Source organism: Lentibacillus populi, assembly GCA_014642895.1.
Classification (GTDB): Bacteria; Bacillota; Bacilli; order Bacillales; family Amphibacillaceae; genus Lentibacillus_C; species Lentibacillus_C populi.
Genome location: BMJD01000029.1, coordinates 1 through 23,990, shown reverse-complemented (window position 1 = coordinate 23,990; position 23,990 = coordinate 1). Strand labels below are relative to the sequence as shown.

The 23,990-nt window shown below is 40.1% G+C and carries 25 protein-coding genes; 7 read left to right on the top strand and 18 right to left on the bottom strand.

Annotated elements, in window-relative coordinates; all coding sequences use genetic code 11:
- Positions 1-3 precede the first annotated feature (3 nt).
- On the top strand, positions 4-900 hold the full coding sequence (locus tag IEX12_RS15670; RefSeq protein WP_188725476.1) for a peptidylprolyl isomerase: 897 nt from the start codon (positions 4-6) through the stop codon (positions 898-900).
- A gap of 79 nt (positions 901-979) precedes the next feature.
- Here IEX12_RS15670 and IEX12_RS15665 read toward each other — a convergent pair whose 3' ends face one another.
- From IEX12_RS15665 to IEX12_RS15625, 9 genes are all read right to left on the bottom strand, one after another.
- Positions 980-1,180, bottom strand: a complete 201-nt coding sequence (locus tag IEX12_RS15665; RefSeq protein ID WP_250889881.1) for a sporulation YhaL family protein — start codon at positions 1,178-1,180, stop codon at positions 980-982.
- Between the two features lie 196 nt (positions 1,181-1,376).
- Positions 1,377-2,333 (bottom strand): 3'-5' exoribonuclease YhaM, encoded by a 957-nt coding sequence (yhaM, locus tag IEX12_RS15660; protein ID WP_088049657.1) that lies wholly within the window; start codon positions 2,331-2,333, stop codon positions 1,377-1,379.
- Positions 2,334-2,430: 97 nt separating this feature from the next.
- Positions 2,431-2,979 carry a GbsR/MarR family transcriptional regulator gene (locus tag IEX12_RS15655; RefSeq protein WP_230856060.1) on the bottom strand — a complete coding sequence of 183 codons (549 nt, stop codon included), beginning with the start codon at positions 2,977-2,979 and terminating at the stop codon, positions 2,431-2,433.
- A 58-nt stretch (positions 2,980-3,037) separates the two neighbouring features.
- The gene (locus IEX12_RS15650; protein WP_188725475.1) at positions 3,038-5,995 is read right to left on the bottom strand and encodes an ATP-binding protein; all 2,958 of its coding nucleotides are present in this window, start codon (positions 5,993-5,995) and stop codon (positions 3,038-3,040) included.
- Entirely contained in the window at positions 5,992-7,236 is a 1,245-nt protein-coding gene (locus tag IEX12_RS15645; protein ID WP_088049654.1) for a metallophosphoesterase family protein, read from the bottom strand. Before IEX12_RS15645 ends, IEX12_RS15650 begins: the two co-directional genes overlap by 4 nt.
- A gap of 531 nt (positions 7,237-7,767) precedes the next feature.
- Positions 7,768-9,018 carry an ABC transporter permease gene (locus IEX12_RS15640; protein WP_088049651.1) on the bottom strand — a complete coding sequence of 417 codons (1,251 nt, stop codon included), beginning with the start codon at positions 9,016-9,018 and terminating at the stop codon, positions 7,768-7,770.
- Positions 9,011-9,910, bottom strand: a complete 900-nt coding sequence (locus IEX12_RS15635; RefSeq protein ID WP_088049650.1) for an ABC transporter ATP-binding protein — start codon at positions 9,908-9,910, stop codon at positions 9,011-9,013. The genes IEX12_RS15640 and IEX12_RS15635 overlap by 8 nt, the downstream gene beginning before the upstream one ends.
- Before the next feature lie 58 nt (positions 9,911-9,968).
- Positions 9,969-10,286 carry a DUF2178 domain-containing protein gene (locus tag IEX12_RS15630; RefSeq protein WP_088049649.1) on the bottom strand — a complete coding sequence of 106 codons (318 nt, stop codon included), beginning with the start codon at positions 10,284-10,286 and terminating at the stop codon, positions 9,969-9,971.
- Positions 10,279-10,485, bottom strand: coding sequence for a helix-turn-helix transcriptional regulator (locus IEX12_RS15625; protein WP_088049648.1), 207 nt, complete (start codon positions 10,483-10,485; stop codon positions 10,279-10,281). Before IEX12_RS15625 ends, IEX12_RS15630 begins: the two co-directional genes overlap by 8 nt.
- Positions 10,486-10,650: 165 nt before the next feature.
- Here IEX12_RS15625 and IEX12_RS15620 point away from each other — a divergent pair, with 165 nt between their 5' ends.
- Entirely contained in the window at positions 10,651-10,836 is a 186-nt protein-coding gene (locus IEX12_RS15620; RefSeq protein ID WP_088049647.1) for a YhzD family protein, read from the top strand.
- Between the two features lie 237 nt (positions 10,837-11,073).
- Here IEX12_RS15620 and IEX12_RS15615 read toward each other — a convergent pair whose 3' ends face one another.
- Both IEX12_RS15615 and IEX12_RS15610 read right to left on the bottom strand, forming a co-directional pair.
- Positions 11,074-11,844: an enoyl-CoA hydratase gene (locus tag IEX12_RS15615; protein ID WP_088049646.1), complete on the bottom strand. Its 771-nt coding sequence runs from the start codon at positions 11,842-11,844 to the stop codon at positions 11,074-11,076.
- A gap of 361 nt (positions 11,845-12,205) precedes the next feature.
- Positions 12,206-12,565 carry a YlbF/YmcA family competence regulator gene (locus IEX12_RS15610; protein WP_088049645.1) on the bottom strand — a complete coding sequence of 120 codons (360 nt, stop codon included), beginning with the start codon at positions 12,563-12,565 and terminating at the stop codon, positions 12,206-12,208.
- Between the two features lie 155 nt (positions 12,566-12,720).
- On the opposite strand from IEX12_RS15610, the gene IEX12_RS15605 reads away from it, so the two are divergent.
- Together IEX12_RS15605 and IEX12_RS15600 are read left to right on the top strand one after the other, a co-directional pair.
- Positions 12,721-13,605 carry a PucR family transcriptional regulator gene (locus IEX12_RS15605; protein WP_088049644.1) on the top strand — a complete coding sequence of 295 codons (885 nt, stop codon included), beginning with the start codon at positions 12,721-12,723 and terminating at the stop codon, positions 13,603-13,605.
- 106 nt (positions 13,606-13,711) lie between these two features.
- On the top strand, positions 13,712-14,809 hold the full coding sequence (locus tag IEX12_RS15600; protein ID WP_088049643.1) for an ABC transporter ATP-binding protein: 1,098 nt from the start codon (positions 13,712-13,714) through the stop codon (positions 14,807-14,809).
- Positions 14,810-14,980: 171 nt separating this feature from the next.
- Here IEX12_RS15600 and IEX12_RS15595 read toward each other — a convergent pair whose 3' ends face one another.
- Both IEX12_RS15595 and fumC read right to left on the bottom strand, forming a co-directional pair.
- Positions 14,981-15,187 (bottom strand): alpha/beta-type small acid-soluble spore protein, encoded by a 207-nt coding sequence (locus IEX12_RS15595; RefSeq protein ID WP_088049642.1) that lies wholly within the window; start codon positions 15,185-15,187, stop codon positions 14,981-14,983.
- 233 nt (positions 15,188-15,420) lie between these two features.
- A complete protein-coding gene (fumC, locus tag IEX12_RS15590; RefSeq protein ID WP_088049641.1) occupies positions 15,421-16,806 on the bottom strand; it encodes a class II fumarate hydratase in 1,386 nt (461 codons plus the stop codon).
- A gap of 646 nt (positions 16,807-17,452) precedes the next feature.
- Between fumC and IEX12_RS15585 the strand changes: the two genes are divergently transcribed.
- Positions 17,453-18,367, top strand: a complete 915-nt coding sequence (locus tag IEX12_RS15585) for a zinc dependent phospholipase C family protein (RefSeq protein ID WP_188725474.1) — start codon at positions 17,453-17,455, stop codon at positions 18,365-18,367.
- A gap of 61 nt (positions 18,368-18,428) precedes the next feature.
- Here the strand turns inward: IEX12_RS15585 and IEX12_RS15580 are convergent, their stop codons facing one another.
- A complete protein-coding gene (locus IEX12_RS15580) occupies positions 18,429-19,730 on the bottom strand; it encodes an MFS transporter (protein ID WP_188725473.1) in 1,302 nt (433 codons plus the stop codon).
- Positions 19,731-19,888: 158 nt separating this feature from the next.
- Positions 19,889-20,122, bottom strand: coding sequence for an IDEAL domain-containing protein (locus IEX12_RS15575; RefSeq protein ID WP_088049638.1), 234 nt, complete (start codon positions 20,120-20,122; stop codon positions 19,889-19,891).
- Between the two features lie 559 nt (positions 20,123-20,681).
- Between IEX12_RS15575 and IEX12_RS15570 the strand changes: the two genes are divergently transcribed.
- Complete coding sequence (locus tag IEX12_RS15570) at positions 20,682-21,560, top strand: cation diffusion facilitator family transporter (protein WP_088049637.1); 879 nt, start codon at positions 20,682-20,684, stop codon at positions 21,558-21,560.
- Between the two features lie 113 nt (positions 21,561-21,673).
- On the opposite strand, the gene IEX12_RS15565 is transcribed toward IEX12_RS15570, so the two are convergent.
- From IEX12_RS15565 to IEX12_RS15555, 3 genes are read right to left on the bottom strand one after another with little or no spacing between them, the layout of a single operon-like run.
- Entirely contained in the window at positions 21,674-22,210 is a 537-nt protein-coding gene (locus IEX12_RS15565; protein ID WP_088049636.1) for a GNAT family N-acetyltransferase, read from the bottom strand.
- Positions 22,211-22,248: 38 nt separating this feature from the next.
- Positions 22,249-22,545: an AzlD domain-containing protein gene (locus IEX12_RS15560; protein ID WP_155554526.1), complete on the bottom strand. Its 297-nt coding sequence runs from the start codon at positions 22,543-22,545 to the stop codon at positions 22,249-22,251.
- Entirely contained in the window at positions 22,542-23,270 is a 729-nt protein-coding gene (locus IEX12_RS15555; RefSeq protein ID WP_088049634.1) for an AzlC family ABC transporter permease, read from the bottom strand. Before IEX12_RS15555 ends, IEX12_RS15560 begins: the two co-directional genes overlap by 4 nt.
- A gap of 203 nt (positions 23,271-23,473) precedes the next feature.
- Here IEX12_RS15555 and IEX12_RS15550 point away from each other — a divergent pair.
- Positions 23,474-23,990, top strand: a 517-nt coding sequence (locus tag IEX12_RS15550) for a UPF0236 family transposase-like protein (protein WP_188725472.1), incomplete at its 3' end; no start/stop codon positions are given.

Genomic DNA, 23,990 nt, shown 5'->3' with positions numbered 1-23,990 from the left:
GAAATGAAAAAACTAGTAGTTGCCCTCACGTTATCAGCTGGTGTTCTTGGACTGTCAGCATGTTCCAACGACACATCATCAGATGCAGTTGTAAAAACAGATGCCGGTAATATAACAAAAGAAGACTTTTATAATGAATTGAAGGATCAATATGGTGATCAAATCTTACAGCAAATGGTAACCGAAGAAGTATTGGATGATAAATATGATGTGTCAGATAAAGAAGTTGATAAGGAAGTCAAAAAAACCAAGGATCAGTTAGGTGACCAATTCGAAATGGCACTACAGCAACAAGGAATTAAAGATGAAGATGCATTCCGGAAGCTGGTTCGGTTCAGTCTCCTGCAGGAAGCTGCCTTATCGGAAGACATTGATATTTCAGAGGACGAAATAAAACAGCGGTACGACCGGATGAAAACGGAAATTAAAGCACAGCATATCCTGGTTGCGGACGAGAAAACCGCTAAGGAAGTGAAGAAGAAACTGGATGAAGGCGGCGATTTTGCCAAATTGGCGAAAGAATATTCAACCGATAAAGCAACTGCTGAAAACGGTGGTGATCTTGGCTATTTCTCTGTCGGAAAAATGGATCCTGCTTTTGAAGATGCAGCCTATAGTCTGGAAAAAGGTAAAATCAGTGATCCGGTAAAATCACAACATGGTTATCACATTATTAAAGTTACGGACAAGCGTGAATCAGAAGAAGATATTGGCAAATTTGAAGATATGAAAGATGATATTCGCCGCGAAATTTTAAACCAAAAAATTGATCCGCAGAAAGCACAGGAGAAAATTGATGGTCTGTTAAAAGATGCTGATATTAAAGTAGAAGATAAACAATTTAAAGATTTATTCAAAACAGCAGATGACAGCAAAGACGAGAAAAAAGAGGGCAAATAATAAAAATGGGGGCAGCAGTTGCCTCCATTTTTTTATTAGGAAATAGGTTGTCCAGGACTTGCTTATATAGTGCTGATACTTATCCGTCAGACGATATCCTGCGCTGCTCTTCTTTTTGTTTTCGTTCCTCTTCCAATCGTTCCATATAGACATTTCCTTCCCGCTCAATAAACTGCTGTTCCAGTTTTTTCTCCGCACGTATTGCCCGGTAAGCCATATATCCGCTCAAAAATATAAAAAGTATCATCATAAATACCCACCAAGGTACTCCAGCAATCATGTACTCGTCCCCCTTGTCCATCATCTATCACATATATATGTAACAGAGCGGAAAATAATAACCCCAAATTGCGAGCACGAGAAAAACCAGTAGTTGTGCAACTAAGGAGACCAGATGTCAGAGGTCGGATTTGCAGAAATACCTGGCCTGATGACCATTTTCTTGATTCTCTGTATATAGCAAATGAAGTTTCATTTTATTCATCGAAAACTGGTTTATAGAATTGGCGATTGTCCATCGCAAATAGTCTTTCGGTAAATTCCCCGGGTTTCACCTTAGTTAATGCCCGATTGAGCATATTCATTTTCGCATCGATTAAATCAATTAAATGAAGTATCTCCGCTTCACGAACTAATGGAGGTTTAGGGCTCCCCCATTCTGCTTTGCCGTGGTGGCTTAAGACGAGGTGTTTAAGAATCAGCACTTCCTCCCCTTCAATTTGCAGTTCATTTGCGACACGCCCGATTTCCTCCACCATCATTGGAATATGGCCAAGCAGTTTTCCTTCGATTGTATACGTGGTTGTGACGACACCCGACAACTCTTTCAGTTTTCCTAAATCATGCAAGATAATTCCGGAATACAATAAGTCCTTATTAATCTCCGGATACAATGTATGGAATTCCTTTGCCAAGGCAAGCATACTGACTATATGATGTGCCAGTCCGGAAACATATTCATGGTGGTTTTTCGATGCTGCCGGATAGGTTAACAAAGGTTCCTGATATTTTTTAATAAACGCTCGGACAATTCGCTGCATTGCCGGATTTTTCATTTCAAAAATCGCTTCCGTAAGTTTTTCCATCAATACATCGCGATGAACGGGGGCTTTTTCGACAAATTGCGAGACGTGTACATCATCTGTCGGCTGGGCTGGCTGTATTGCCATAATTTTCAATTGCAGTTTACCACGAAATTGATTAATCTCACCATTCAACCTGACAATTTGTTCTGGCACGAATATTTCTTCATCTTCTTTTGTAGCATCCCATAGTTTTGCCTCGATTTCCCCTGTTGCATCACGCAAAATCAAAGTAAGAAACGGTTTCCCGTTACTTGCGACACCTCTTGTTGCTTCTTTGATTAGAAGAAAATCATCTATTTTCTCTCCTATACCAGCATAGCCAATCCCCTTATTGACACTCTTGTTCATATTAAAATCCTCCCCCATAAGTGTAAAAGAAAAAGATTGACTCAAACATATTGCAGAAAGTCGTTTGTTTTTATGTCAATCTCAGTTTACAGCTGTTTTATTTATTTTTTGGAATGTATTCAAAGATTTTGCCTGATTCAACTACCTGGATAAATTTCATCAGCCATTTATAATAGTTTTGTGCGTAGCGCAGTCGTTCCATATCTTCATTGATCTTTGCTTTTAATGACGCATCATTTGTTTGCAGGAGAATTGCTTCTAATTCCTCCATCGTTTCCTCCGCTTCCTCGATATTTGTTTCCGTGGTTTGACGCCATCTGTTTCCAAACAAGGAGGTAAATGATTTATACCAGTCATCCTCTGTCTGGTATAGATCTTTACGGATTCCCTTTTTAAATGTGGATTCAACCATTTTCATTTCCGACAATGCCCTGACACCTGTCGACATACTCGTTTTACTCATCTCCAGTGCCTCACGCATATCATCCAATGTCAACGGTTTATCCGCAAAATACAATACACCATATAACCGCCCAACTGAGGAAGTGATACCATATAAATTCATATTTTTAGCAATAACCTGAATGAATTTTTCAATTGTTTCTTCATATTTTTCCCAATCCTTTGATACATGTTCTTCTGCCAATGGATTTCCCTCCACAAGGTTATTAATCATTAATCTGGAAATAGTTTATCATTATTTATCAAGAAATGCGAACAGTATTTTCTAAATAGACAATTTCACCATTATAAACCGTATCTTTTAGATCTTTTTTACAGGTTAATAGAATTACTTGCTGACTTTCGGCGATCTTCGTTAAAATCCGCATGATATTTTTTGTCCGATATAAATCAAAATGAACAAATGCATCATCAATAATAAATGGCAGTCGATGTTTTTCACTCATCACTTCGCTTATCGCAATTCTTAATGATACATAGAGCTGATCGGTTGTTCCTTGTGACAGTTCATTCACCGTGTAGTGGATATCATTTGCCGATACTACTTGAAAAAGCTGCCCTTCAGTTGGAGCAAACACCTCTTTGTACGCGTTATTGGTTAGTTCGGCAAAGTAAGCAGATGTCTTTTCGATGACCTTAGTTATATATTTTTCACGGTAATTTCGTTTGGTATCGGCTAACAATTCTTTCGCTGTCTTCAACACCGCCCACTTTCTGGCCAATTCTGCTAACTGCTCCTGTTCCATACAAAAGCGGTGCAGTGTACTGGAATAGGTAACAGACGATTCCATCCTTGCTAAATCGGCATTTCGATCTGCAAGTTCCTGCCGTTTTGCGTCGAGTTCGGATTCGATGCGTTGGATCGCGGCAGTATGTGTCTCCTGTTCTTCTTTAAGCTCGTGTTCTATTAATAATTCCGTCTTGATTCGTTCCAATTCTTCCTCGGCAAAAATGGATAGCAGCTGATCGGTAATCTCGGCAAGTCTTGTACTGATTTTCTGTTTCTCTTCCCATTCTTTCGCTTTTTGGAAAAAAGCTTCCTCCGTTTTAACATCCGCTGCCTGGTATAATCGTTCCCGTTCCTTTTGATAGACGGCCATTTTTTGTTCGACTATTTCCTGTTCTTCTATATTCTCCTTAATCCAGCCGTTATATTGAGCAATAAGGTCATTTGCTTGCTGGTAGTCCCTTGCAAGGTTCTCCAGCATGATCATTTTCGCTTCAACACTTCCGCTTAATGCTTCCCCATTTCGTTCCTGAAAAAACCTGTTTATGTTTTGTTCAAGTGCAGCTTTTTTTTGACGTAATTTCGATTGTTGGTGCTCCATTTGTCCAGCTTCCTCATGCAACTGCAAAATGTTTTTCAGCGAATGATAAAATGGCACCCAATAGGATATGTCTATATCGCAGAGGAAAGGATAATTATCATATTGCTGCTCCATTTGCTGGTTGATCCGGTCTTGCTTTACATCTAACGCATTCCGCCGCTCCGATAATTTTAAAAACTGTACGTCAACTGATTGGAGCTGATCCTGAATAACAGCCAGATCGGTTTCGTTCTTCGTATGAAAAGCAAGCAGGGATTCCGCTTCTTCGTATGTTTTCTGGGTTATCGCCGGTTCAGGGAATTGTGCTTGTCTCCATTGTAGCATCCTTTCCGTTTCCTTTATCGAGTGTTTTCTAAAGAACCACTGGCCAAAACCGATGATCAAAGTAATTAACATAATACCAAGCATCGGTTTATTATCAAAAAACAATAAACCGATACCATTAAGCATCGCAAGGATTAGACTTCCTGCTAAAATAGTATTGGCAGATTTCTCCTTCCCGCTTTTCATTTGTTGCCATTCCCGTTGGTTGCTCGTATCATTCATCATATCGGTTTGTTGCTGATAGGCACGAATGGTTGCGGTTAATTCCCCGACACGCTGCTCTGGCAGCAGGTGTGATTTTAGTTCTTCCTGCTGGGTTTGTAATTCATCCCGCTGTCTTTTGGCAACACGTTCTTCTTGTTCCTGCTGGTTCCATTCCAATTCCAGTTGATTGGTTTCACCGGCAAGACTGTTCCAAGTTTCCTCCGTATGAAAGGTTAATGTGATCGATGCTAAATCTGGTAATGTAATACCGGTGTTTAATTGGTTAAGTAACGTCGTTATTTGCATTTCTTTTTGTTTTTGCGCTTCACGAAGTTTATTCAGCTCTTTTTCTATGTCCAGAAACGCCGCCGATTGCTCCAAAAGCTGTTTCACCTGCTTATATGTTGCTTCATCAGCCTTGGTTTCTTTTAGCTGCTCGGTTTTCGCCCGGTATTTCGTCAAATTTGCTGCTAATCCGGAATACTCACTTTGTAAAGGCAAGAGCTGCTCCTTCACCACATTATAGCGATCCCTAACATCTTTAGGAAATGGAATGGCGTCCGGGAACACTGCTAATTGTTTTGCATAATGATGGTATTGATGAATCAGTGGCAATGCATGCAGCTTTTTTTCGATAGCGGAAAGGCAAGATTTTTCTTCGTGCAGTTTAATTTTCAATCGTCCAATCTCCGTTTCCAATGTATCCAGCTTTTCTTTCTTATCCCGGTAAGCTGCTTCATCCTTTTCATACGCCGATAAGCTAGTATGTAATTCATCTAACGTTGCAATTTGCTTATTTATTATCGGCTTTTTCCCGTAAGGCTTAAATAATTCAGCCAATTGTGCGTCTAAACGCTTTTCAATCGCTTGGATATTTCTGGACCCGGTTAACCCAATACTCAGTAAAACATCTCCCAGATCTTCTTCTTTCATTTCGTTTAATACAAATAAATCTGCTGCAGAAAAGGAGAAGATGGACTGATAGGTTGGAAAAGTCATCCCTTGCAGGCGATTTTTAAGCCATTCTTCATCATGCTTATTTCCGTCGCCGGTATAACATAGTGCCGCCCCATTCCTGGCCGCATCGAACCGTTCGATCGTATACTCACCTATTTCTTCGTCATAAATCGTAAGCCTTCCACCCATTTTGGCACCTGTTTTTGGTCTGAAAAATGCCCGTTTCTTCGGTGGCAGTCCGAATAACATAAACAGAATAAATTGATAAAGCGTTGATTTACCTGATTCATTTTCACCGTACAAACAAGTAAGGCTGTCTTGTGAGAAATCAATTGATTGATCATACCATTTTCCGAATCCATCGATCGTTGCCCGTGTTACAATCATTGTGATTCACCACCATTATGTAAAAGTTCCCGGATAAGGTACTGTTGTGCTTCCTTTTTGATCGATTCTTCCTCGTGATCCTGCATCCGCTCAAGATATTTTCGTGCTTCCCTATGCTGATATAAATCCTTCACAAACGGCTGAATAGAAACGTTCGCTGTATGGCGCATTAATTCACCAACAAAATGCTGCCCCTGTTCTTCCATTGATTTATCTATTCCATTTCTTGTGCTGTTCAGTCGGCATTGGTAAATATAGACCCATTTCGTTTGCTGGCTGAGTGACTCATTTATTAGTTCGGTTAGATCATCGATAAGCCCGTCTGTTTCCCATTGCCAATGCACAGGGTTTGTACTTGTTAAATAGAGTGTAATTAATTGAGCTTCTGGAATAGACCGATCGATAATCGTATTGCGAATCACAGTTTCCAGCTCATGTGGCTGTTTACACTGCGAAATATCTTTCGTTATCGTATTAAAACGAAGTGCATGCAACGGCACAAATGACAGCTTCGCGCCAGATTTAGACAGCACAACATGGTAACAGCCCTTTTCACCCGATTCCTTACGATTGCGCCCCTGGATATTACCGGGGTAAACAATTGGCGGCTTTTCGGATAAAACAGCCCGCTTGTGAATATGCCCCAGTGCCCAGTAATCAACGCCTTTGCTGGATAGATCTGTCAGATGAAACGGTGCATATACATCATGCTCCGTATTACTACGCAAGCTTCCGTGGAGCATTGCAATATGAAACGGAACGGTATCATCGTTAATGGTGAATTGTTTCGCTTTGTTTTCGTGCACAGCACGATTTTCATAACTGAATCCGTAAATCGCTGCTTGCTTCTGTCCGTTTTTTTCATATGTAAAATGACGAATTGTTTCATCCGGAAAAATAAATACGTTTTCCGGATATTCAATCGGATACTTATTTCCATTCCGGTAATCATGATTGCCGTATGACAGATAGACATTGATATGATGGTGCTTTAATTTCTTAAAAACATCACGTAATCTTATTTGTGCTTTCAGGCTTTGTTTTTCATTATCAAACAAATCCCCAACAAGCAGAACAAAATCAACTTGTTTATCAATTGCAGTGTTCGCCAATCGGTTTAGTGCAATAAAGGTACTTTCTTGAATTTCTTTAAAAATCGCTTCTGGAACACGTGCCAATCCTTTGAATGGACTATCCAAATGCAGATCAGCAGCGTGAAGGAAGGAAATTTGTCCTGGCATTTTACCACCACCTTTTATACTGATTTTATCAAAGGCGGAATAAGAATGCACGTTCGAGGTTAAATGCTAGGTAAAAGTTTAATTCTCTTTCATTGTGGTCCCTATATTCCGGACGACGTATCTGTTCTTGAGTGGATGGGCACGCCCTGCCGTTGATGTTCCCATTCTCCAGTCGATGGTTGCCGCACTCCGGACGATGGTTTCATTCTCCAACCGATGTTCCCGTTCTCCGGTCGATATTCCCGTTCTCCGGTCGATGTTTCCGCGTTCCGGCAGATGTTCCTGTTCTCCGGCCGATGTTTCCGCGCTCCGGCCGATGTTCCCGTTCTCCGGTCGATGTTTTCGCGCTCCGGACGATGTTTCCGTTCTCCGGACGATGGTTTCATGCTCCGGTCGATGTTTTCGCGCTCCCCGCCGATGTTCTCATGCTCCGGTCGATGTTCTCACCCTCCGGTTAATCCCAACTTTCTCCGATCCACATTTATCCCAAAGAAAAAACCACTATCACAGTGGCCATTCCTCTTAAAATAATTATTCTTTCTTCGCCAGCTTCATCGCTTTTTTCATATCCTTCAATGTCCCGGAGTTACCGTACATCAACACGCCGCCTTTGTATACTTTTGCCCCGAATAATGCTAGCAGCAAAATCGTTGCGATCAATATTCCAAGTGACAATGCGACTTCCCAGGTTGGAACGTCGAGCATGCCAACACGCAGAAACATCAGCATTGGACTAAAAAACGGGATATACGAGCTAATTTTTACAAAACTAGCATCCGGAGCATTTAATCCATACATTGCAATCATGAATGCTGCTACAACAAGGAACATCATTGGCATCATTAGTTGTTGTACATCCTCAATCCTGCTTACCAACGATCCAAGCGTAGCCGCCAATGTTGCATACAACAAATAACCAAGAACAAAAAAGACAATGGCATATACAAATAATGATAGCGAAGCACCTTCAATACCGAAATACTTGAACATGCCACCTGTCAATTCATCCTGTTTTGCAGTTATCAATGCATAGCCTACTCCAATAATCAAAACAATTTGGGTCAATCCTAATAAGGCAATTCCGACGATTTTGGCAAACATTTGTGTTACCGGTGATACACTGGATATTAGAATCTCCATCACCCGGGAGGACTTTTCTGTCGCTACATCCTGAGCAATCATTTGTCCGTAAACCATAACGGTTATATATAGTAAAAACAACATGACATAAACGATTCCCCGTGCTTGACTGAGTTCCTCACCAGTTTTAGCACTTTTATCCAGTGCAACAGTTTCAAATGTAACAGGTGCATAAATCTCCGCGAGTTTCTCCTGATCAATGCCAGCCTGCTGGGTAGCTGCAGAAATTTTTAATTGTTGTAATTGCTCTTCCATTGCAGTTTGTATTCCTGCTTCGGTAATCGTATTTGCGTAATAGGTAGCCTCTGGTAATTGATTTTCATTTAAGGCTAATGTAACTAATGCCTGATAATCTTCATCCTGTACCGCTTTTTTTCCTTCCTCCACGGTTCCGTCAAAGGCAACTAATGCGATATCTTCTTCGATATTTTCTACATTCGCTTTTAATGGTCCGAACAATTCACCTGATTCATCGAGAACAGCTATTTTTTCTGAGCTGTCATCGGAAAACGCATCAATAATTGTTTGGATATTGGCAATCGCAAAAATGAACAACAAGGAAATAATGGTACTGATTAAAAATGATTTTGTTTTAAGCCTTGTTGTGTACGTATGGGATAAAATAATCCAGAATTTATTCATAGGAGGCACCTACTTTCTCAATGAAAATATCGTTCAATGATGGTTCCTCAAGGTCAAATTTTCGAATAAATCCTTTTCCTTGAAGTTCGGCAAAAATCGTTTGTGATACATCCTCATTTTCGATTTGCAGCTCACAGCCGTCCGTTAAGGCCTTATATTTCACAACACCAGCATGATCCTGCAAAAAGTCAAGCGGAAACTCTGCATGAATCACCAAGTTTTTCTTGCCAAACGAACGTTTAATGTCCCGTAATGAACCATGAACAACCTGCTTCCCTTTATGCAAAATACATAAATGCTCACAAAGCTCTTCTACATGTTCCATCCGGTGTGATGAAAAAACAATCGATGTCCCTTGTTCTTTCAATTCGACAACTGCCTTTTTCAGCATTTCTACGTTTACCGGATCAAGCCCGGAAAATGGTTCGTCCAGAATAAGCAGCTTTGGCTTATGAATAACCGCAGAGATAAATTGAATTTTTTGCTGGTTACCCTTTGATAATTCTTCTACCTTTTTATCGAGATACTCCGGAACCTTAAGACGGTCAAGCCACCATTTTAACTCGGTGATCGCTTCCTGTTTTGTCATTCCGCGCAACTTTCCAAGATAGATAATTTGATCCCGTACTTTTAATTTCGGATAAAGTCCGCGTTCTTCCGGTAAGTAACCAATTAAATGGCTCTTATTATAGCCGATCGATTCCCCGTTCCAGGAGATTTCCCCTTCCGTAATATCCAGGAGTCCAAGAATCATGCGAAACGTGGTTGTCTTCCCCGCACCATTTCCGCCAAGAAATCCAAACATCTCTTTTTCCGGGATTTCCAGTGACAGGTGGTCAACCGCGGTATGGTTTCCAAACCGTTTTGTTACTTCTTTTAATGATAATGTCAAATTTACTCTCTCCTTCCCCGTTAGGTGTTACGTTTAATTTGTATAATGGTTTCATTTTTTAATGTTTGCTGTTTGCATAGGCGCTGGTTATCATCAGTGTAATATTATGAAGCAAATAGATAGCCGTCAGCAGAAAAAAGCTAAACCCAATGCCGTCAAACATAATGACAACTGGCCATGCAATTAACATAATAACAAGCATGGCATCCCAGGATCTTGCCTTTGCCTGACTTTGGATTTTGTAATAGCGTTCATCATAGCGATAATTTTTCTTTCCAATATGACGCTGAAAGAAAAAGAGGCCGATCAAAAATACATAATTACCTAAGAGTATCAGAACTACATAAGGATCATCCAAAAAAGATTGACTAAACATTCTCCTCCCCCTCGAAAACAAATAATTCTTCAATCGAACAGCCAAACACTTGCGAAAGTTTATGTGCCAGAACAAGCGAAGGTTTGTATTTGCCCTTTTCCAGCGAAATGATCGTTTGCCTGGATACCTTCAACTTTTGTGAAAGCTCATCCTGTGTCATATTCATCGCCGTTCGCTTTTCCCGAATGAACGTTTTCATTTTTATCTCCTACTTTTTGTGAAGTAAAGTCAACTTTACAAAGAGTATACATGAGATTATTCCCTTTGTAAAGCCTACTTTACAAACTTTTTTTATTTTGATAGCAGGATTTTACTTCGTTTTATCGAATACTATAATGTAGTGCATTCAGGAGGTAATTCAAAAATGAGGACTTACGTATTAACCGTGTTTGCCAAAAACGGTGATAAACTGCTTGATGAATCTTTCACGGCAGAAAACGATAATGAAGCAAAAAAAGTTGGAGAAGCACGACTTGCTGAAGAAGGCTACAGCGAGCATACCCACCGCTGTGTGTCACCAGAAGCAAAACTGATTTTGTTTCACCGGTAGCACTAAAAAGGGGGGGATGGTCATTATGTTAAATGAAGACCCCTCCCTTTTTAGGGACCCCGTTAATTCCAATCATATTACCTGACCACAAATATGTAGGCAGGATTTCCGATTGGCCATTCTTCTTTTCACTTATAAAACCACTCGATTAATAAAAAATTAATACGATGCTAAAACTATTACAACCATATGCTTTTAACTCTAAAAAGAACGACCACTTCAAGTCGTCCTTCTATCTCACTTCCCGGAGAACACCGGCTTCCTTTTTTCCAAAAATGCTTGTACCCCTTCTTTGTGATCGCCTGTATTGCGCAGCTCCCATTGTGTCTTCTGCTCTTCCTGTAAATAATAGTGGAGTGTATCTTTTTGTTTGGTATGATACATCATTTTGGTTTTGATCATCGCAACGAGTGGGGTGGTTAACAGTTTTTGCCCCAAATTTGTTGCGTAATCTACCACTTTTTCCTCAGTAATCATATCGACCAATCCCATTGCCTTCGCTTCCTGCCCTTGTACTTGCTTCAATCCCCAGGTGAATTGCTTGGCCTTATGTGTGCCAAGACGTTCCTGCAACAGAAAATGTCCACCGCCATCAGGGGCCAATCCAATGCCGATAAACAGCATTCCTAATTTAGCTTCACTTTGTGCTACAACATAATCTGCCGTTAATGCCAAGCTTAATCCTAACCCAGCAGCAGATCCTTGGATAGCGGAAATAACAATTTTAGGCATCATATACAATTCCATCGCAATTTTTGCAATTGTATTCATGACATCATCAAAAAACTCCTTGTTGGCAAAATCCTTCATCATCGAAATATCTCCGCCAGCACAAAAAGCATTGCCCATTCCAGCCAGCACGACAACATGATCATCGCTTTTTTCTGTTTCTTCCACCACTTTGAGTAACTCTTCAAGCATCTCTTTATTGAGTGCATTGTAGCGTTCAGGCCGATTTAAATAAATAAAGGATATTCCGTCAACGCTTTCATGAAAAACAGTGCTCATGATAACCCCACCTTTTTATTCTTCCATCTTTCTATACATATTCGCGGTTCTTGCATTAAATCCTGCATGGCAAGAAAAACTGGGCAGCACCATCTTGTCTAATGTTTTTTTTGAATCGTTGTGAGTGCAAACATCAACAGTGAATTACGAAACATCGGCAGTGCATATCCGAACATCGACAGTGAATCACAAAACATCCACAGTACATGCGCGAACATCAACAGTGAATCACGAAACATCCACAGTACATTTGCTAACATCGATAGTGAATCGTGAAACATCGGCAGTGATGTAGGAGGAGTAATGTTATCTTTTCATAAAAAAGGACCCGCAAAATGCAGGTCCTATCATATGTATTATTTTATTCTCCTTGCTGAGCAGGATCACCATAAAGTTCTTCTAACGGTTTCGTGATAATCCGGCTAACATCGTTAATAACCAGATTCAACCGCTGCTCCTGTTCCATTAATTTGGAAATATCACCATGCTGCTGCACAAGTTCAACAACTTTCCGTGCTTGCTCAACCTCTTCTTCTGAAATTTCCTCACCTTGCATTTGCTTTTCTTGAAGTTCCATCTGTGTGTTACGAAAATTATCAAACATTTGCTTGGCCGATGCATCATTCATTACTACTTCGTAAGCTTCTTTCAAATCGTTGAATTCATCGCTTTCCCGAATCGCTTTTTCCAAATCGTAAGCACTATCGTAAATATTAGGCAATGTGCTTCCTCCTTTATTTTTTACTAAAACAACTATAACAGACGAATAACCTCATGTATACCATTTCAAGGAATTGTATAAATTTATGCAATCCTTTTCCCCTATTAATGCTATAATAAAAACAAACATACCATCATTGCAAAAGAGGATTTTTTATGATTAAAAAATTACAAGCTATCTTCCCGTCTCTCACTGCCTTAGCAGATGCAAACCATGTTGATAAAAACACATATAAGTGGTTTATTACCGCTGAAAATGAGGTTATTGGCATTAAAAAGCATGAATTAACCGAAAAAAATACGTTGCTGTTATCCGCTTTTTTAACACCTTATAAAACTTGGCTGCCACAGAAGACGTTGAAGGAGCAGCAATGGACACAGATTATCGAAAATAATGAACCCCCGGATGATAGTAAAAATATAAATGCGTACAGATTTATTTACTTCTGCTTTCCCCTGAACAAACTGGAGCCAAGTGCTTTCAAAGAAGCGATTCATGCGATTTTTACACGAGAAGTGCCGATTTTGTGGGAAAATGAACATTCCGGAATTATCATTGAGGAAAAACCTGAAACTATTTCCTATGAACAAATTGTCGAAGTGCTGATGAGTGATTTATACGTAAAAATTAACTTTTATGTTGGGTCATACTGTTCTGACCTAAGAATGGCAAGGCAATATTACCAAACTGTCCTGACAGATGGCAAAATTGTATTAGAACAAACTGGAAAGGCCGTCGTTTCCTGTATTGATGCAATTCCATACTTATTTATAGATCGAACAGACCATGACTTTCTCGTAAACATCCCGGAAATTGTCTTAAAAGAGGTCATCGATGACGATCAATTATTACAGACAATTGAAACATTTATCCACTGCAATTTAAATATCTCGATCACGGCCAAGAAATTATACCTGCACCGGAACAGCTTGCAATACCGTGTTGACAAATTTATTGAAAAAACCGGAATCGATATCCGGCAATTTCATCAGGCTATGACAGTACAGCTTGCGTTGCTTGCTAAAAAATACATGGACTAGCAAGCATGCACAAAACCCTTGTAAATCTTTGTGCATGTTTACCGTTTTCTTTTAGGCAGCCATTGTATACAATAATATTAAAAGGGCTTACATTGGGGGAATAAAAATGGCTGAGTTACGTTTAGAACATATTCAAAAATCATATGACAAAAAGACAACTGCGGTAGATGACTTTAATCTACATATACAGGATAAGGAATTTATCGTTTTTGTCGGTCCATCAGGCTGTGGAAAATCTACAACATTACGGATGATTGCCGGACTGGAGGAAATCACAGGCGGAGAATTATACATTGATGACAAGAAAATGAACGATGTTGCACCAAAAGACCGTGACATCGCGATGGTTTTCCAAAATTACGCATTATATCCACACATGAACGTCTATGATAATATGGCATTTGGCTTGAAGCTGCGCAAATTTAAAAAGGACGAAATTAAACAGCGCGTGGATAACGCTGCTCGAATTTTAGGTCTGGAAGCTTATTTGGATCGGAAACCAAAAGCACTATCTGGTGGTCAACGGCAGCGTGTTGCGTTAGGTCGTGCGATTGTCCGGGATGCGAAAGTGTTTTTAATGGACGAACCATTATCCAACCTGGACGCGAAGCTTCGCGTGCAAATGCGTGCCGAAATTCAAAAACTGCACCAGCGACTGCAAACGACAACAATCTATGTTACCCATGACCAAACAGAGGCTATGACAATGGCGACAAGGCTTGTTGTCATGAAAGACGGCATTATCCAGCAGGTTGGTGCACCAAAAGATGTCTATGACAACCCGGAAAATATGTTTGTTGGCGGATTTATCGGATCTCCATCAATGAACTTCCTTACTGGCAAGCTGAAAGACGGATTATTTGAATTAGGAGATGTAAAAATTAAAGTTCCGGAGGGTAAAATGAAGATCCTGCGTGAACAAGGCTTTACGAATAAAGATATTGTATTAGGAATTCGCCCGGAAGATATTCATGATGAACCAGTATTTATTGATGCCACACCAGATACGAAAATTACAGCAACGATTGATGTTGCTGAACTAATGGGGGCAGAATCATACCTGTACTCGAAAGTTGGGGAACAGGACTTCATTGCCCGTGTTGATTCCCGTTCAGACATAAATGGCGGCGAACGAATCGATTTAGCGTTTGATATGAATAAAGTGCACTTCTTTGACCCGGAAACAGAACTGCGAATCCGCTAATTGCCGATTTCCGGGTGAAAAACGCTCACCAAAAGCAGAGTTTCTATTGCTATCAAAAATTTCATGTATAGTTTCCTGATTTCCAGTAAATAATACCACCAAAATTATAGAGGGATGCCGTAATTGACATCCCTCTTATGATAGTGAGCTTTTTACTCACCGCAGCCATCATTATTGTGGTTGTTGTCCTTGCATTTGTTGTTGTGCAGCTGTTACAAGACGTTTTGTGATTTCTCCACCAACAGAACCGTTAGCACGAGAAGTAGTATCAGCGCCTAAGTTAACACCAAATTCCTGAGCAATTTCTGTTTTCATTTGGTCAAGTGCTTGTTGTACGCCAGGTACAACTAATTGGTTTGAATTGTTGTTGTTAGCCATGTCTTTCACCTCCTGTAACCATATTGTCTGCACTTCTACAAAACTTATCACAGATTTTCACTGGTAAATTGTGCTTGCAATTTGAGTAACTATCGGAGTATAGACAGGCTCATTTTGTATTCAACAGAGAAAGCCCATCCAATTCAAACTCGGATGAGCTTTTTATAATAGTCAAAAACGGATTCCCTTTGGAGAAATCGGCTGCTACTTACCGATCAGCTGATCTCCAACTTCTACTTAGGATGTGTCATTTCTTTCGGATTTACATATTGGTCAAATTCCTCTTCTGTTAACAATCCCAGTTTTACTGCTGTTTGCTTTAAAGTGGCATTATCACGGAATGCGGTTTTCGCTATTTTGGCTGCATTTTCATAGCCAATATGCGGATTCAATGCTGTAACAAGCATTAATGAGTCGGTTAAATAGTTATCAATTTGTTCTTGATTTGGTTCGATTCCTTGGGCGCAACGTTCATCAAAGGAAAGCATGCTGTCCGCTAATAGTTGACTTGACTGTAAAAAGTTGTATGCAATCACAGGCTTGAATACATTTAATTCAAAATTCCCTTGGCTTGCTGCAAAACCAATTGTTGCATCATTTCCCATTACTTGTACTGCAACCATTGTCACAGCTTCAGATTGGGTAGGATTTACTTTACCAGGCATAATAGAACTTCCCGGTTCATTAGCTGGAATCGTCAGTTCACCAATTCCACACCGTGGACCACTTGCCAGCCAGCGAACATCATTAGCAATTTTCATTAGATCGGCGGCCAATCCTTTTAACGCACCATGCGCGTAAACAGTCTCATCATGACTCGTTAATGCATGGAATTTGTTTGGTGCAGAAATAAAGTTTTTCCCTGTCACTTCATTAATAGCCGTACATACTTTTTCTGAAAAATCCGGGTGTGTATTAAGACCAGTACCGACCGCTGTTCCGCCAATTGCCAATTCCTTTAAATGATGCAAGCTTTCTGTAATCATTGTTTCTGATTTCTCAAGCATGCGGTGCCAGCCACTAATTTCCTGCCCTAACGTTAATGGAGTCGCATCCTGTAAGTGAGTCCGGCCAATTTTCACTATATCCTGAAATGCATCCATTTTTACTTTTAACGTATCTTTAAGTGCATGTAATGCCGGAAGTACAACATCTTCTAATTTTAACACCGCAGCAATATGCATAGCAGTTGGGTACGTATCATTTGAGCTTTGTGATTTATTTACATCATCATTCGGATGAAGTTTCAGTTCACTTCCCTGCTCGCCTAGCCACTTGTTTCCAACATGTGCGATTACTTCGTTTACATTCATGTTCGATTGGGTGCCACTTCCAGTTTGCCAAACGACTAATGGAAAATGCTCGTCCAGTTCGCCCGCAACAACAAGATCCGCTGCATAAGCGATTGCTTCCGCTTTTTGTTTCTCCATTAAGCCCAATTCACTGTTTGCCCTGGCAGCACTTTTCTTTAAAATCGCAAACGCCTGGACAATCTCGAGCGGCATTTTTTGACCGCCAATAGGAAAGTTTTGCTTACTCCGCTGCGTCTGTGCTCCCCAATATTTATCAGCAGGTACTTGAACCTCCCCTAGTGTATCTTTTTCAATACGATATTCCATAAGTGTAGCCTCCTATGTAAACCTTTTACTATCACCTTCTATTTTAGTATAGCACTTGTTACAAAACAATTTATTTGTAGAGGATGTTCAAAAAGTCCGGTAAAAATGACGCATCGAATTTCTTCCTTGGCGGAAGGGGATCTTCTGCTAAAACCGCCCACGACAATCGCCAACAGCAGAAGTCAGCACGTCCTGTGCAAGCCCGCTCCTCATGTACCTTTTTATGTACACTCCGGTGCTCAAAGCTACGCCGCCTCGAACTTCTCGGTCCTTTTTATCCTCCTTTTTGACCACGCATTTGTAACGAAAATCTGAACGATGCTGAATTGGCACAAAATTGTCCAAGCTTTTTTTACCAATTTGCTTGATATGTCTTTTATAATATAACTAACCACACACAACATCGAAGTCTTAAGAAAAGCGCAAGCGCCCGTTTAGCAACGTACAAACTGGAGCACTCCGCAATGAGATAAAGGAAACACGGTGAGCTGGAAGCGAACCGATGTTGACTTATCGTAGTGAAGGAGTGTGAAGTTTGCTAGTTGCTGGGCGCTGGAGCTAGACATGGCCAACTCTGACGCAATCAGAATAGAGCCTAAATTTTTATACTTTCTTTACCGATCAAAAAATCGAAGGGGGAATTTCGATGCCGAATACTTGGACACACATATTGTTTTGTGAAGATGTTGTCGATTCAATTGAAAATCCAACTCCATTTTCAAACGATGAGGCATATATGAAGCTTGGTGCACAAGGACCGGATCCATTTTTTTACTATAATTTTTGGCCATGGATCAAGAAAGAATCGGTACATGATATCGGCATGGCTTTACACACAAAACATTGCGGTGATTTTTTAATGGATTTAATTAGCTCAGCTAAAGTGATGAAATCTCATGTACAGGCATTTGTGTTCGGATTTGTCACCCATCACATTTTGGACAGAAATGCACATCCATATATCCATTACCGGGCAGGTTATAAAGGGAACGATCACCAGCGGCTGGAAATATTGATTGACACATTAATGATGGAAAAATATCATCATTTAAAAACATGGAAAGCACCCGTGTATAAAGAAATTGATGTTGGGCATTCATTAGACAAGGACATTGTGGAGCTGCTTGATAAGACAATTCGTGCACACTACCCGGTTGTAAAACAAGTAACCGGAAATTATATTCAAAAGTCCTATAGAGACATGAAATTGGCGTTAAAGTTATTGGCGGATCCTTATGGCTGGAAAAATGCACTATTTAAATCACTTGTCTCAGCCTACTCCCATCAGCCAGTTAAAACGGATACAGACTATTTGAATTTAAACGGAACAACATGGCGCCATCCTGCCACAAATGATCCCAGTACCAAAACGTTTATTGACCTTTATGAGCAAGGACGTGCAGAAGGGATGGAAATAATGACTTTAATCGTCAATTACTGGCAGGATCGTAATATAGATACAAAACAAAGGATTGCAGATTTAATCGGTAACATCTCTTATGATACCGGCAAAGCTCTATCTTTAAACTTGGAAAACAAATATAGTGACCCAATCGTGTAATGACAAAGCGCGCATTGAAATAGCCGGTTACCATGTCGTATAACCGGCTGTTCGCGTCATCTTACCTTGGTTTTACCTCCACTTTTCCTACAGGAGTTGTATGCCTCCGAGCCTCTTCAACACCTTTTTCGATATTCACAAATCGTAACAGGATAATTCCTGCAATAAAGAAGAAAACAAGTGAAACAATTGCCAGTCTGCTTGAACCTGTCAACTGACCGACCACCCCAAATAAAAACGGACCGAAAATCGCAGCAAATTTTGATGAGATCCCGTAAAATCCAAAGAACTCCGCATGTTTATCCTCCGGTACCATGCGACCGTAAATCGATCTGCTTAATGACTGGGCACCACCTTGGACGATTCCTACACAAATCGCCAGTAAATAAAAATGCAGTGCGGATGACATAAAGTAGCCGAGGATGACAATCCCCATATACGCGTACAGTGTAATATATAATGCTTTTTTAGCGGTAATTTTTTTCGCCAGCCAGCCAAAGAAAAAGGTACAGGGAATGCCGACAAATTGAGTAATTAACAATGCTGCAATTAATGCATTGGCATCAATCCCGATATCCCGCCCGTAAATTGTCGCCATTTTGATGATCGTTGAGATACCATCATTGTACATCCAGAAAGCCAACAAAAAGATTAATAAGTGCTTATACTGTTTAATCTCTCTAAACGTTGAGGTAACCCTGGCAAAACCAATTTTCATATAGGATTGATTACGTTTAACGGCAGTCTTTTTCTCTTCTCGAATATTTTTAAAAAGCGGCAAGGAAAAAATAAACCACCAGACCCCAACCGTAGCAAACGACACCTGGCTTGCGACGGTTGCATTAGGCATGCCGAACCATTGATATTTTAAAATCATCAGAATATTAATCGCGAGCAGGACTCCCCCGCCTATGTAGCCAACTGCAAATCCACCTGACGATACTTTATCAATATCCTCTTCATCGGCAATTTCAGGTAAAAATGCATCATAAAAAATATTAGCGCTTGAAAACCCGATTGTGCCGACAATTAATAGGATAGATGCAAACAGGTAGTCGCCTTCTCCAACAAAGGCAAGCAAAACACTTGCAATAATCCCCATGTAAGCAAAAAAACGTAAAAATTTTTTCTTAGCTGCTGAATAGTCACTAATTGCCCCTAAAAACGGAGCCAGCACCGCGACAATTAAGACAGCGATCGATTGGGAGTACCCCCAATAGCTCGTCGCCAGCGATTCCTTAAGTCCGACGGCTGCAACATCGTAATAAAACACTGGTAATACGGCAGCCATAATGGTTGTGGCAAAAGCTGAATTACCGAAGTCATACAGCATCCAGCTAATTACTGTTTTTTTATTTTTCATCTGATTCGAAACACCTCTCTTCTATACCAGCATATCAGAAAGGACAACGAAATAGGACAATATTTTTAAAAATTTTATCCATGACAAAAGTACTATATTCACTATATTTGCTTTAAAAAAAGCCCCACCTACCTCAGGTGAAGCTAATTTACTCAAATCTATTCCCAAATAAAATGCTTATATTCTTCACTTAACTTTATAAATTCCGTTTTATTTCCTTCATCAATCGATTTGTTGATAGCAGCTTCCAATTGTGCTTTATTCCAGTTAAAACATAATTCATCGAGTAATAACCTGGACGATAGCTTCAATTCATACGGGATTTCCCGTTTAGCATGCAGAAGGTTGCCATCATATCGATAATAGCGGTAGACTACTTTCTGTTTTTTCATGGAACACAGCCCCTTTGTTCCTTTTTTCTATTATCCCAAATTTTGTGAATAATTTCAAGTAAAAAGATGCAAGTTTCTAGAGGATAAAGTCCAAACTTTATTCAGGGTGGTTTTCGATGCACTGGACGTTACAACAGGGCAGGCGTACTTAGCCTGCCTGCTCCACTAAACGTTAGTGGAACCAATCGGAACTTTACGATGCTGGACCCCCTTATCTTCCTCTATTCTTTTGCACATTTGAAGAGGGATATCGTACTGCGTTTTTCGGAAATTCTTATTCTTTCTACATTCTTTTGCAGACTTAGAAATGCCGTTAAAGCGGGGTAAACTCGAGTTCCATTACCAAATCTTATCCTGGAGAAAGATTTCTATTCGAACTCTGTCACCAGATAAATATCCTTTTTCAAATCTTTACTACATGAAACTTACTTTACATGAATCAATACATATAACCAGGCGCTTGAATGTTTCTCTAGACCCAACACACACTACTTTGATAGACTGTTTAAGAAATATAGATGCTAACAAAGTAACATACTCAAGACGGAGGAAATTGTTAATGAATCATGCAAACGACCTCAAAAAAGGAGAAAAAGGAGCCTGGATAAGTATTGCCGCCTACCTTTTTTTAGCTGTAACAAAATTAGTCATTGCTTCCATCGGCCAATCAGAAGCGTTACGTGCTGATGGATTAAATAATTCAACTGATGTGATCGCCTCCATTGCTGTTCTTGTTGGGTTAAAAATCTCCCGAAAGCCTCCTGATGAAGATCACCATTATGGACATTACCGTGCTGAAACAATTGCATCATTATTCGCCGCATTTATCATGATGACAGTCGGCCTGCAAGTTATTTTTGATACATGCAAAAAAATGATTTACGGCCATACCGTACAGCCTGATATGCTAACAGCCTGGACAGCAATTGGGGCTGCGATTATTATGTTTCTCGTTTATCGTTATAATGCTAAGCTTGCTAAGAAAGTTCAAAGCAGCTCCCTTCATGCGGCGGCACAGGATAACCGATCTGATGCACTCGTTAGTATTGGAGCTTTTATCGGTATCATTGGAGCACAATTCGGTTTATTCTGGCTGGATCCGCTGGCAGGTTTTCTTGTAGGTATTATTATCTGTAAAACGGCTTGGGAAATTTTCAAGGATTCTACACTAACACTTACCGATGGCTTTGATGAAAAACAATTGATGAAAGTAAAGGCAAGTATTGCGAAAGTTGCTGAGGTGAAAGAAGTTTACGATGTTAAAGGCCGGATTCACGGAAATCAAGCTTTTATAGACATCACAATTTTGGTCGACCCAAATCTTAACGTAAAGGAAAGCCATGATATAACTGAGCGGATTGAACGATTTTTAGCCGAAAAACATAACATTTCATACGCCCATATCCATATTGAGCCATATCCAAAAAAACATGATTAGAGCATACCGGTTTTCTTTTTTGTGAGAGAACCAGTATGCTTATTTCGTTTTGTTCATAAGATTAGAAACTTCGTGCCTAAAACAGGAACTTTCCATAATACGTATTTTTAGCATCAAGCTTTATTCCAGCTTGCCAGCAGTTGTTCAATACTTTCCCAGCCATATGCCGTTTCCTGGTAAGTTCCTTCACCAATTGTCGTTTTCTCCTCGCCAACAGGTTTTGCATCATATCGCTTATAAAACCTGCTTGAAGGATTCTGTGTTAGTACCCAAACAAGCAGTGATTGATAGCCATGTTCCTTCATTTCTTCGGCAAAGGCTCGTAACAGCATTGCACCTAACCCTTTACGCTGATATTCGGGCAATAAATAAATCGTATAAATCTCACTATCATAATTAAACCGTTTCGTTCGTTCTGGTCCGCCCGAAACGAAACCCACTGTTTTTCCATCAGTCTGTATAACAAACGTACATTGTTCCTTTTTCTGCATTCGTAATACCGCTTCCCATAATGTTTTGCGATTTTCGTATGTAATATTGGATAAATCCTTCTCATCAACCAAATCAGTATACGTATTCTTCCAGCTTGTAACATGAATATTCGCAATTGCCTCTGCATCAGCATAACTCGCTCTTCTGATTGAAAACATATACTTTCGCCCCCTGCTGTTGTTCAACTTCTATTTCTCTATATAATGGCAAAAAGAAACACGGTAATAATTGCACCAATAACAACTAAAATAACGTTCAGTCCAATATATGCCAGTATAATTGCAACAACCCCGCCAATAATCCCCACGTGTGGTTCCCCGGCTTTGACCGACATAATTCCCGGAAAAATAAGTGCACCCAAGGCGGCATACGGAACAGCATTTAACCAGCGATTCGCCCAATCCGGAAAATGTACTTTATCGACAATATACGCCGGAATCATTCTTGGGATCATCGTTACTAGTGACATACCAATAATAATAGCAACAATCATGACTGATCCCCCTTTAGCAAATAAATTCCGCTTAACCCGCCTAAAACAGTCCCAAACACAATTGCCCAGCCATCACTCATGAACTGAGTACATATTGTATTAATTAGCATAGCAATAATGGCAATTAGCCCAACCTTTATTTCCTTTTTTACCGACGGGACCAAGAGACCGATAAACATCGCATATAAAGCGATTCCCATGCTTTGGCTAAGTTTTTCCGGGATGATTTCGCCAAGTACTCCACCTAAAAATGAGCCAAATACCCATGAAAAATAGGCCGTTACGATCAAAGCTGTATAAAAAAGTGCTCCTTTTTCCACTTTTGCTTCTTTCGGGTGTAACGATGACACAGCAAACGTTTCATCGGTCAACCCTAATGATAAAGGAACTTTCCAGTTTAGTCCAATGCCCCGTAATCGGTTCATAAATGATAGGCTCATTACAAAATGGCGGAAATTAAGTACGAATGTCGCTACAATAATTTCCACCGCCCCAGCCCCGACGGCGATCATGTTAGCTCCCATAAATTGACTAGCACCAGCGAATACAAGTACACTCATCATCGTTAATTCTACGAGTGACATCCCCGCACTTTTAGCTAATACACCATATGTAATTGCAATTGGCAAATAGCCAAGCATGATCGGAAAGCCAACCGCTATCCCTTTTTTAATCATATGTATTGCCTGTGACGTGTCTTTTTTCTCTATCGTGTTTGTCACCATCTTCTTGTGTCCCCCTGCTTAGAAAATTGAAGTTATTATAACTGATATTTTACACGTTAAAAAGTATTTGGTCTCAAAAAGTATGTGTAAAATTATACTCGGTAGTAATTGCGGTACTTTTTGATAGCCAAAAAAGAGAAGGCGCTCTATCATTAAAATGTATGCTTTGCACGGCATAATACATTTTAGAAAGAGGCCTTCTCATGGATCATATTATATCAAAGCTGTATGAATTAATAAAGAATACAACGAATCTGGTGGAGTTTGAAGAAAGAGCTCAAATTTTAATGTATAACTTCTTTTCCTCTTTGATGGGGCGCATGTTCAGTGAATTAAATCAAGTCATTGTAGCACAAAGACGTGCAGATGACTGGAAAGTGGAAACCACAGATTCAAGAAGTGTACAATTTATGTTTGGGACGGTTACCTTTGATCATACGTTGATGAGGGATAAAAAAGGAAAGGCAGTCTATCCATTGGATGAGTGGATTGGTCTGCGGGATAGGCAACGATACAGTCCATTGGTGGAACTGAAAGTAGCCGAAATGGCGAGTGAAAGTACTTACCGGCAAGTGGCCCGTACTCTCAAGGAATGGACACCTGTAAGCTTAAGTCACCAAACGGTAGGAAATATGGTAAAGACTGTGGGTAAAGCCCAGGCAGAGATGGATCAAGAGATGGTGAAAGAGTTGGATGAAGCAGCGTCCCTGCCAGAAGGAA

Coding starts and splice junctions, on each gene's coding strand:
- IEX12_RS15575 (WP_088049638.1), bottom strand. CDS start 20,122: ATGAAAAAACAGAAAGTAGTCTACCGCTATTATCGATATGATGGCAAC.
- IEX12_RS15620 (WP_088049647.1), top strand. CDS start 10,651: ATGAGGACTTACGTATTAACCGTGTTTGCCAAAAACGGTGATAAACTG.
- IEX12_RS15580 (WP_188725473.1), bottom strand. CDS start 19,730: ATGAAAAATAAAAAAACAGTAATTAGCTGGATGCTGTATGACTTCGGT.
- IEX12_RS15630 (WP_088049649.1), bottom strand. CDS start 10,286: ATGTTTAGTCAATCTTTTTTGGATGATCCTTATGTAGTTCTGATACTC.
- IEX12_RS15615 (WP_088049646.1), bottom strand. CDS start 11,844: ATGAGCACTGTTTTTCATGAAAGCGTTGACGGAATATCCTTTATTTAT.
- fumC (WP_088049641.1), bottom strand. CDS start 16,806: ATGGAATATCGTATTGAAAAAGATACACTAGGGGAGGTTCAAGTACCT.
- IEX12_RS15625 (WP_088049648.1), bottom strand. CDS start 10,485: ATGAAAACGTTCATTCGGGAAAAGCGAACGGCGATGAATATGACACAG.
- IEX12_RS15570 (WP_088049637.1), top strand. CDS start 20,682: ATGAATCATGCAAACGACCTCAAAAAAGGAGAAAAAGGAGCCTGGATA.
- yhaM (WP_088049657.1), bottom strand. CDS start 2,333: ATGAACAAGAGTGTCAATAAGGGGATTGGCTATGCTGGTATAGGAGAG.
- IEX12_RS15565 (WP_088049636.1), bottom strand. CDS start 22,210: ATGTTTTCAATCAGAAGAGCGAGTTATGCTGATGCAGAGGCAATTGCG.
- IEX12_RS15645 (WP_088049654.1), bottom strand. CDS start 7,236: ATGCCAGGACAAATTTCCTTCCTTCACGCTGCTGATCTGCATTTGGAT.
- IEX12_RS15640 (WP_088049651.1), bottom strand. CDS start 9,018: ATGAATAAATTCTGGATTATTTTATCCCATACGTACACAACAAGGCTT.
- IEX12_RS15585 (WP_188725474.1), top strand. CDS start 17,453: ATGCCGAATACTTGGACACACATATTGTTTTGTGAAGATGTTGTCGAT.
- IEX12_RS15600 (WP_088049643.1), top strand. CDS start 13,712: ATGGCTGAGTTACGTTTAGAACATATTCAAAAATCATATGACAAAAAG.
- IEX12_RS15605 (WP_088049644.1), top strand. CDS start 12,721: ATGATTAAAAAATTACAAGCTATCTTCCCGTCTCTCACTGCCTTAGCA.
- IEX12_RS15665 (WP_250889881.1), bottom strand. CDS start 1,180: ATGATTGCTGGAGTACCTTGGTGGGTATTTATGATGATACTTTTTATA.
- IEX12_RS15555 (WP_088049634.1), bottom strand. CDS start 23,270: ATGGTGACAAACACGATAGAGAAAAAAGACACGTCACAGGCAATACAT.
- IEX12_RS15670 (WP_188725476.1), top strand. CDS start 4: ATGAAAAAACTAGTAGTTGCCCTCACGTTATCAGCTGGTGTTCTTGGA.
- IEX12_RS15560 (WP_155554526.1), bottom strand. CDS start 22,545: ATGATTGTTGCTATTATTATTGGTATGTCACTAGTAACGATGATCCCA.
- IEX12_RS15595 (WP_088049642.1), bottom strand. CDS start 15,187: ATGGCTAACAACAACAATTCAAACCAATTAGTTGTACCTGGCGTACAA.
- IEX12_RS15650 (WP_188725475.1), bottom strand. CDS start 5,995: ATGATTGTAACACGGGCAACGATCGATGGATTCGGAAAATGGTATGAT.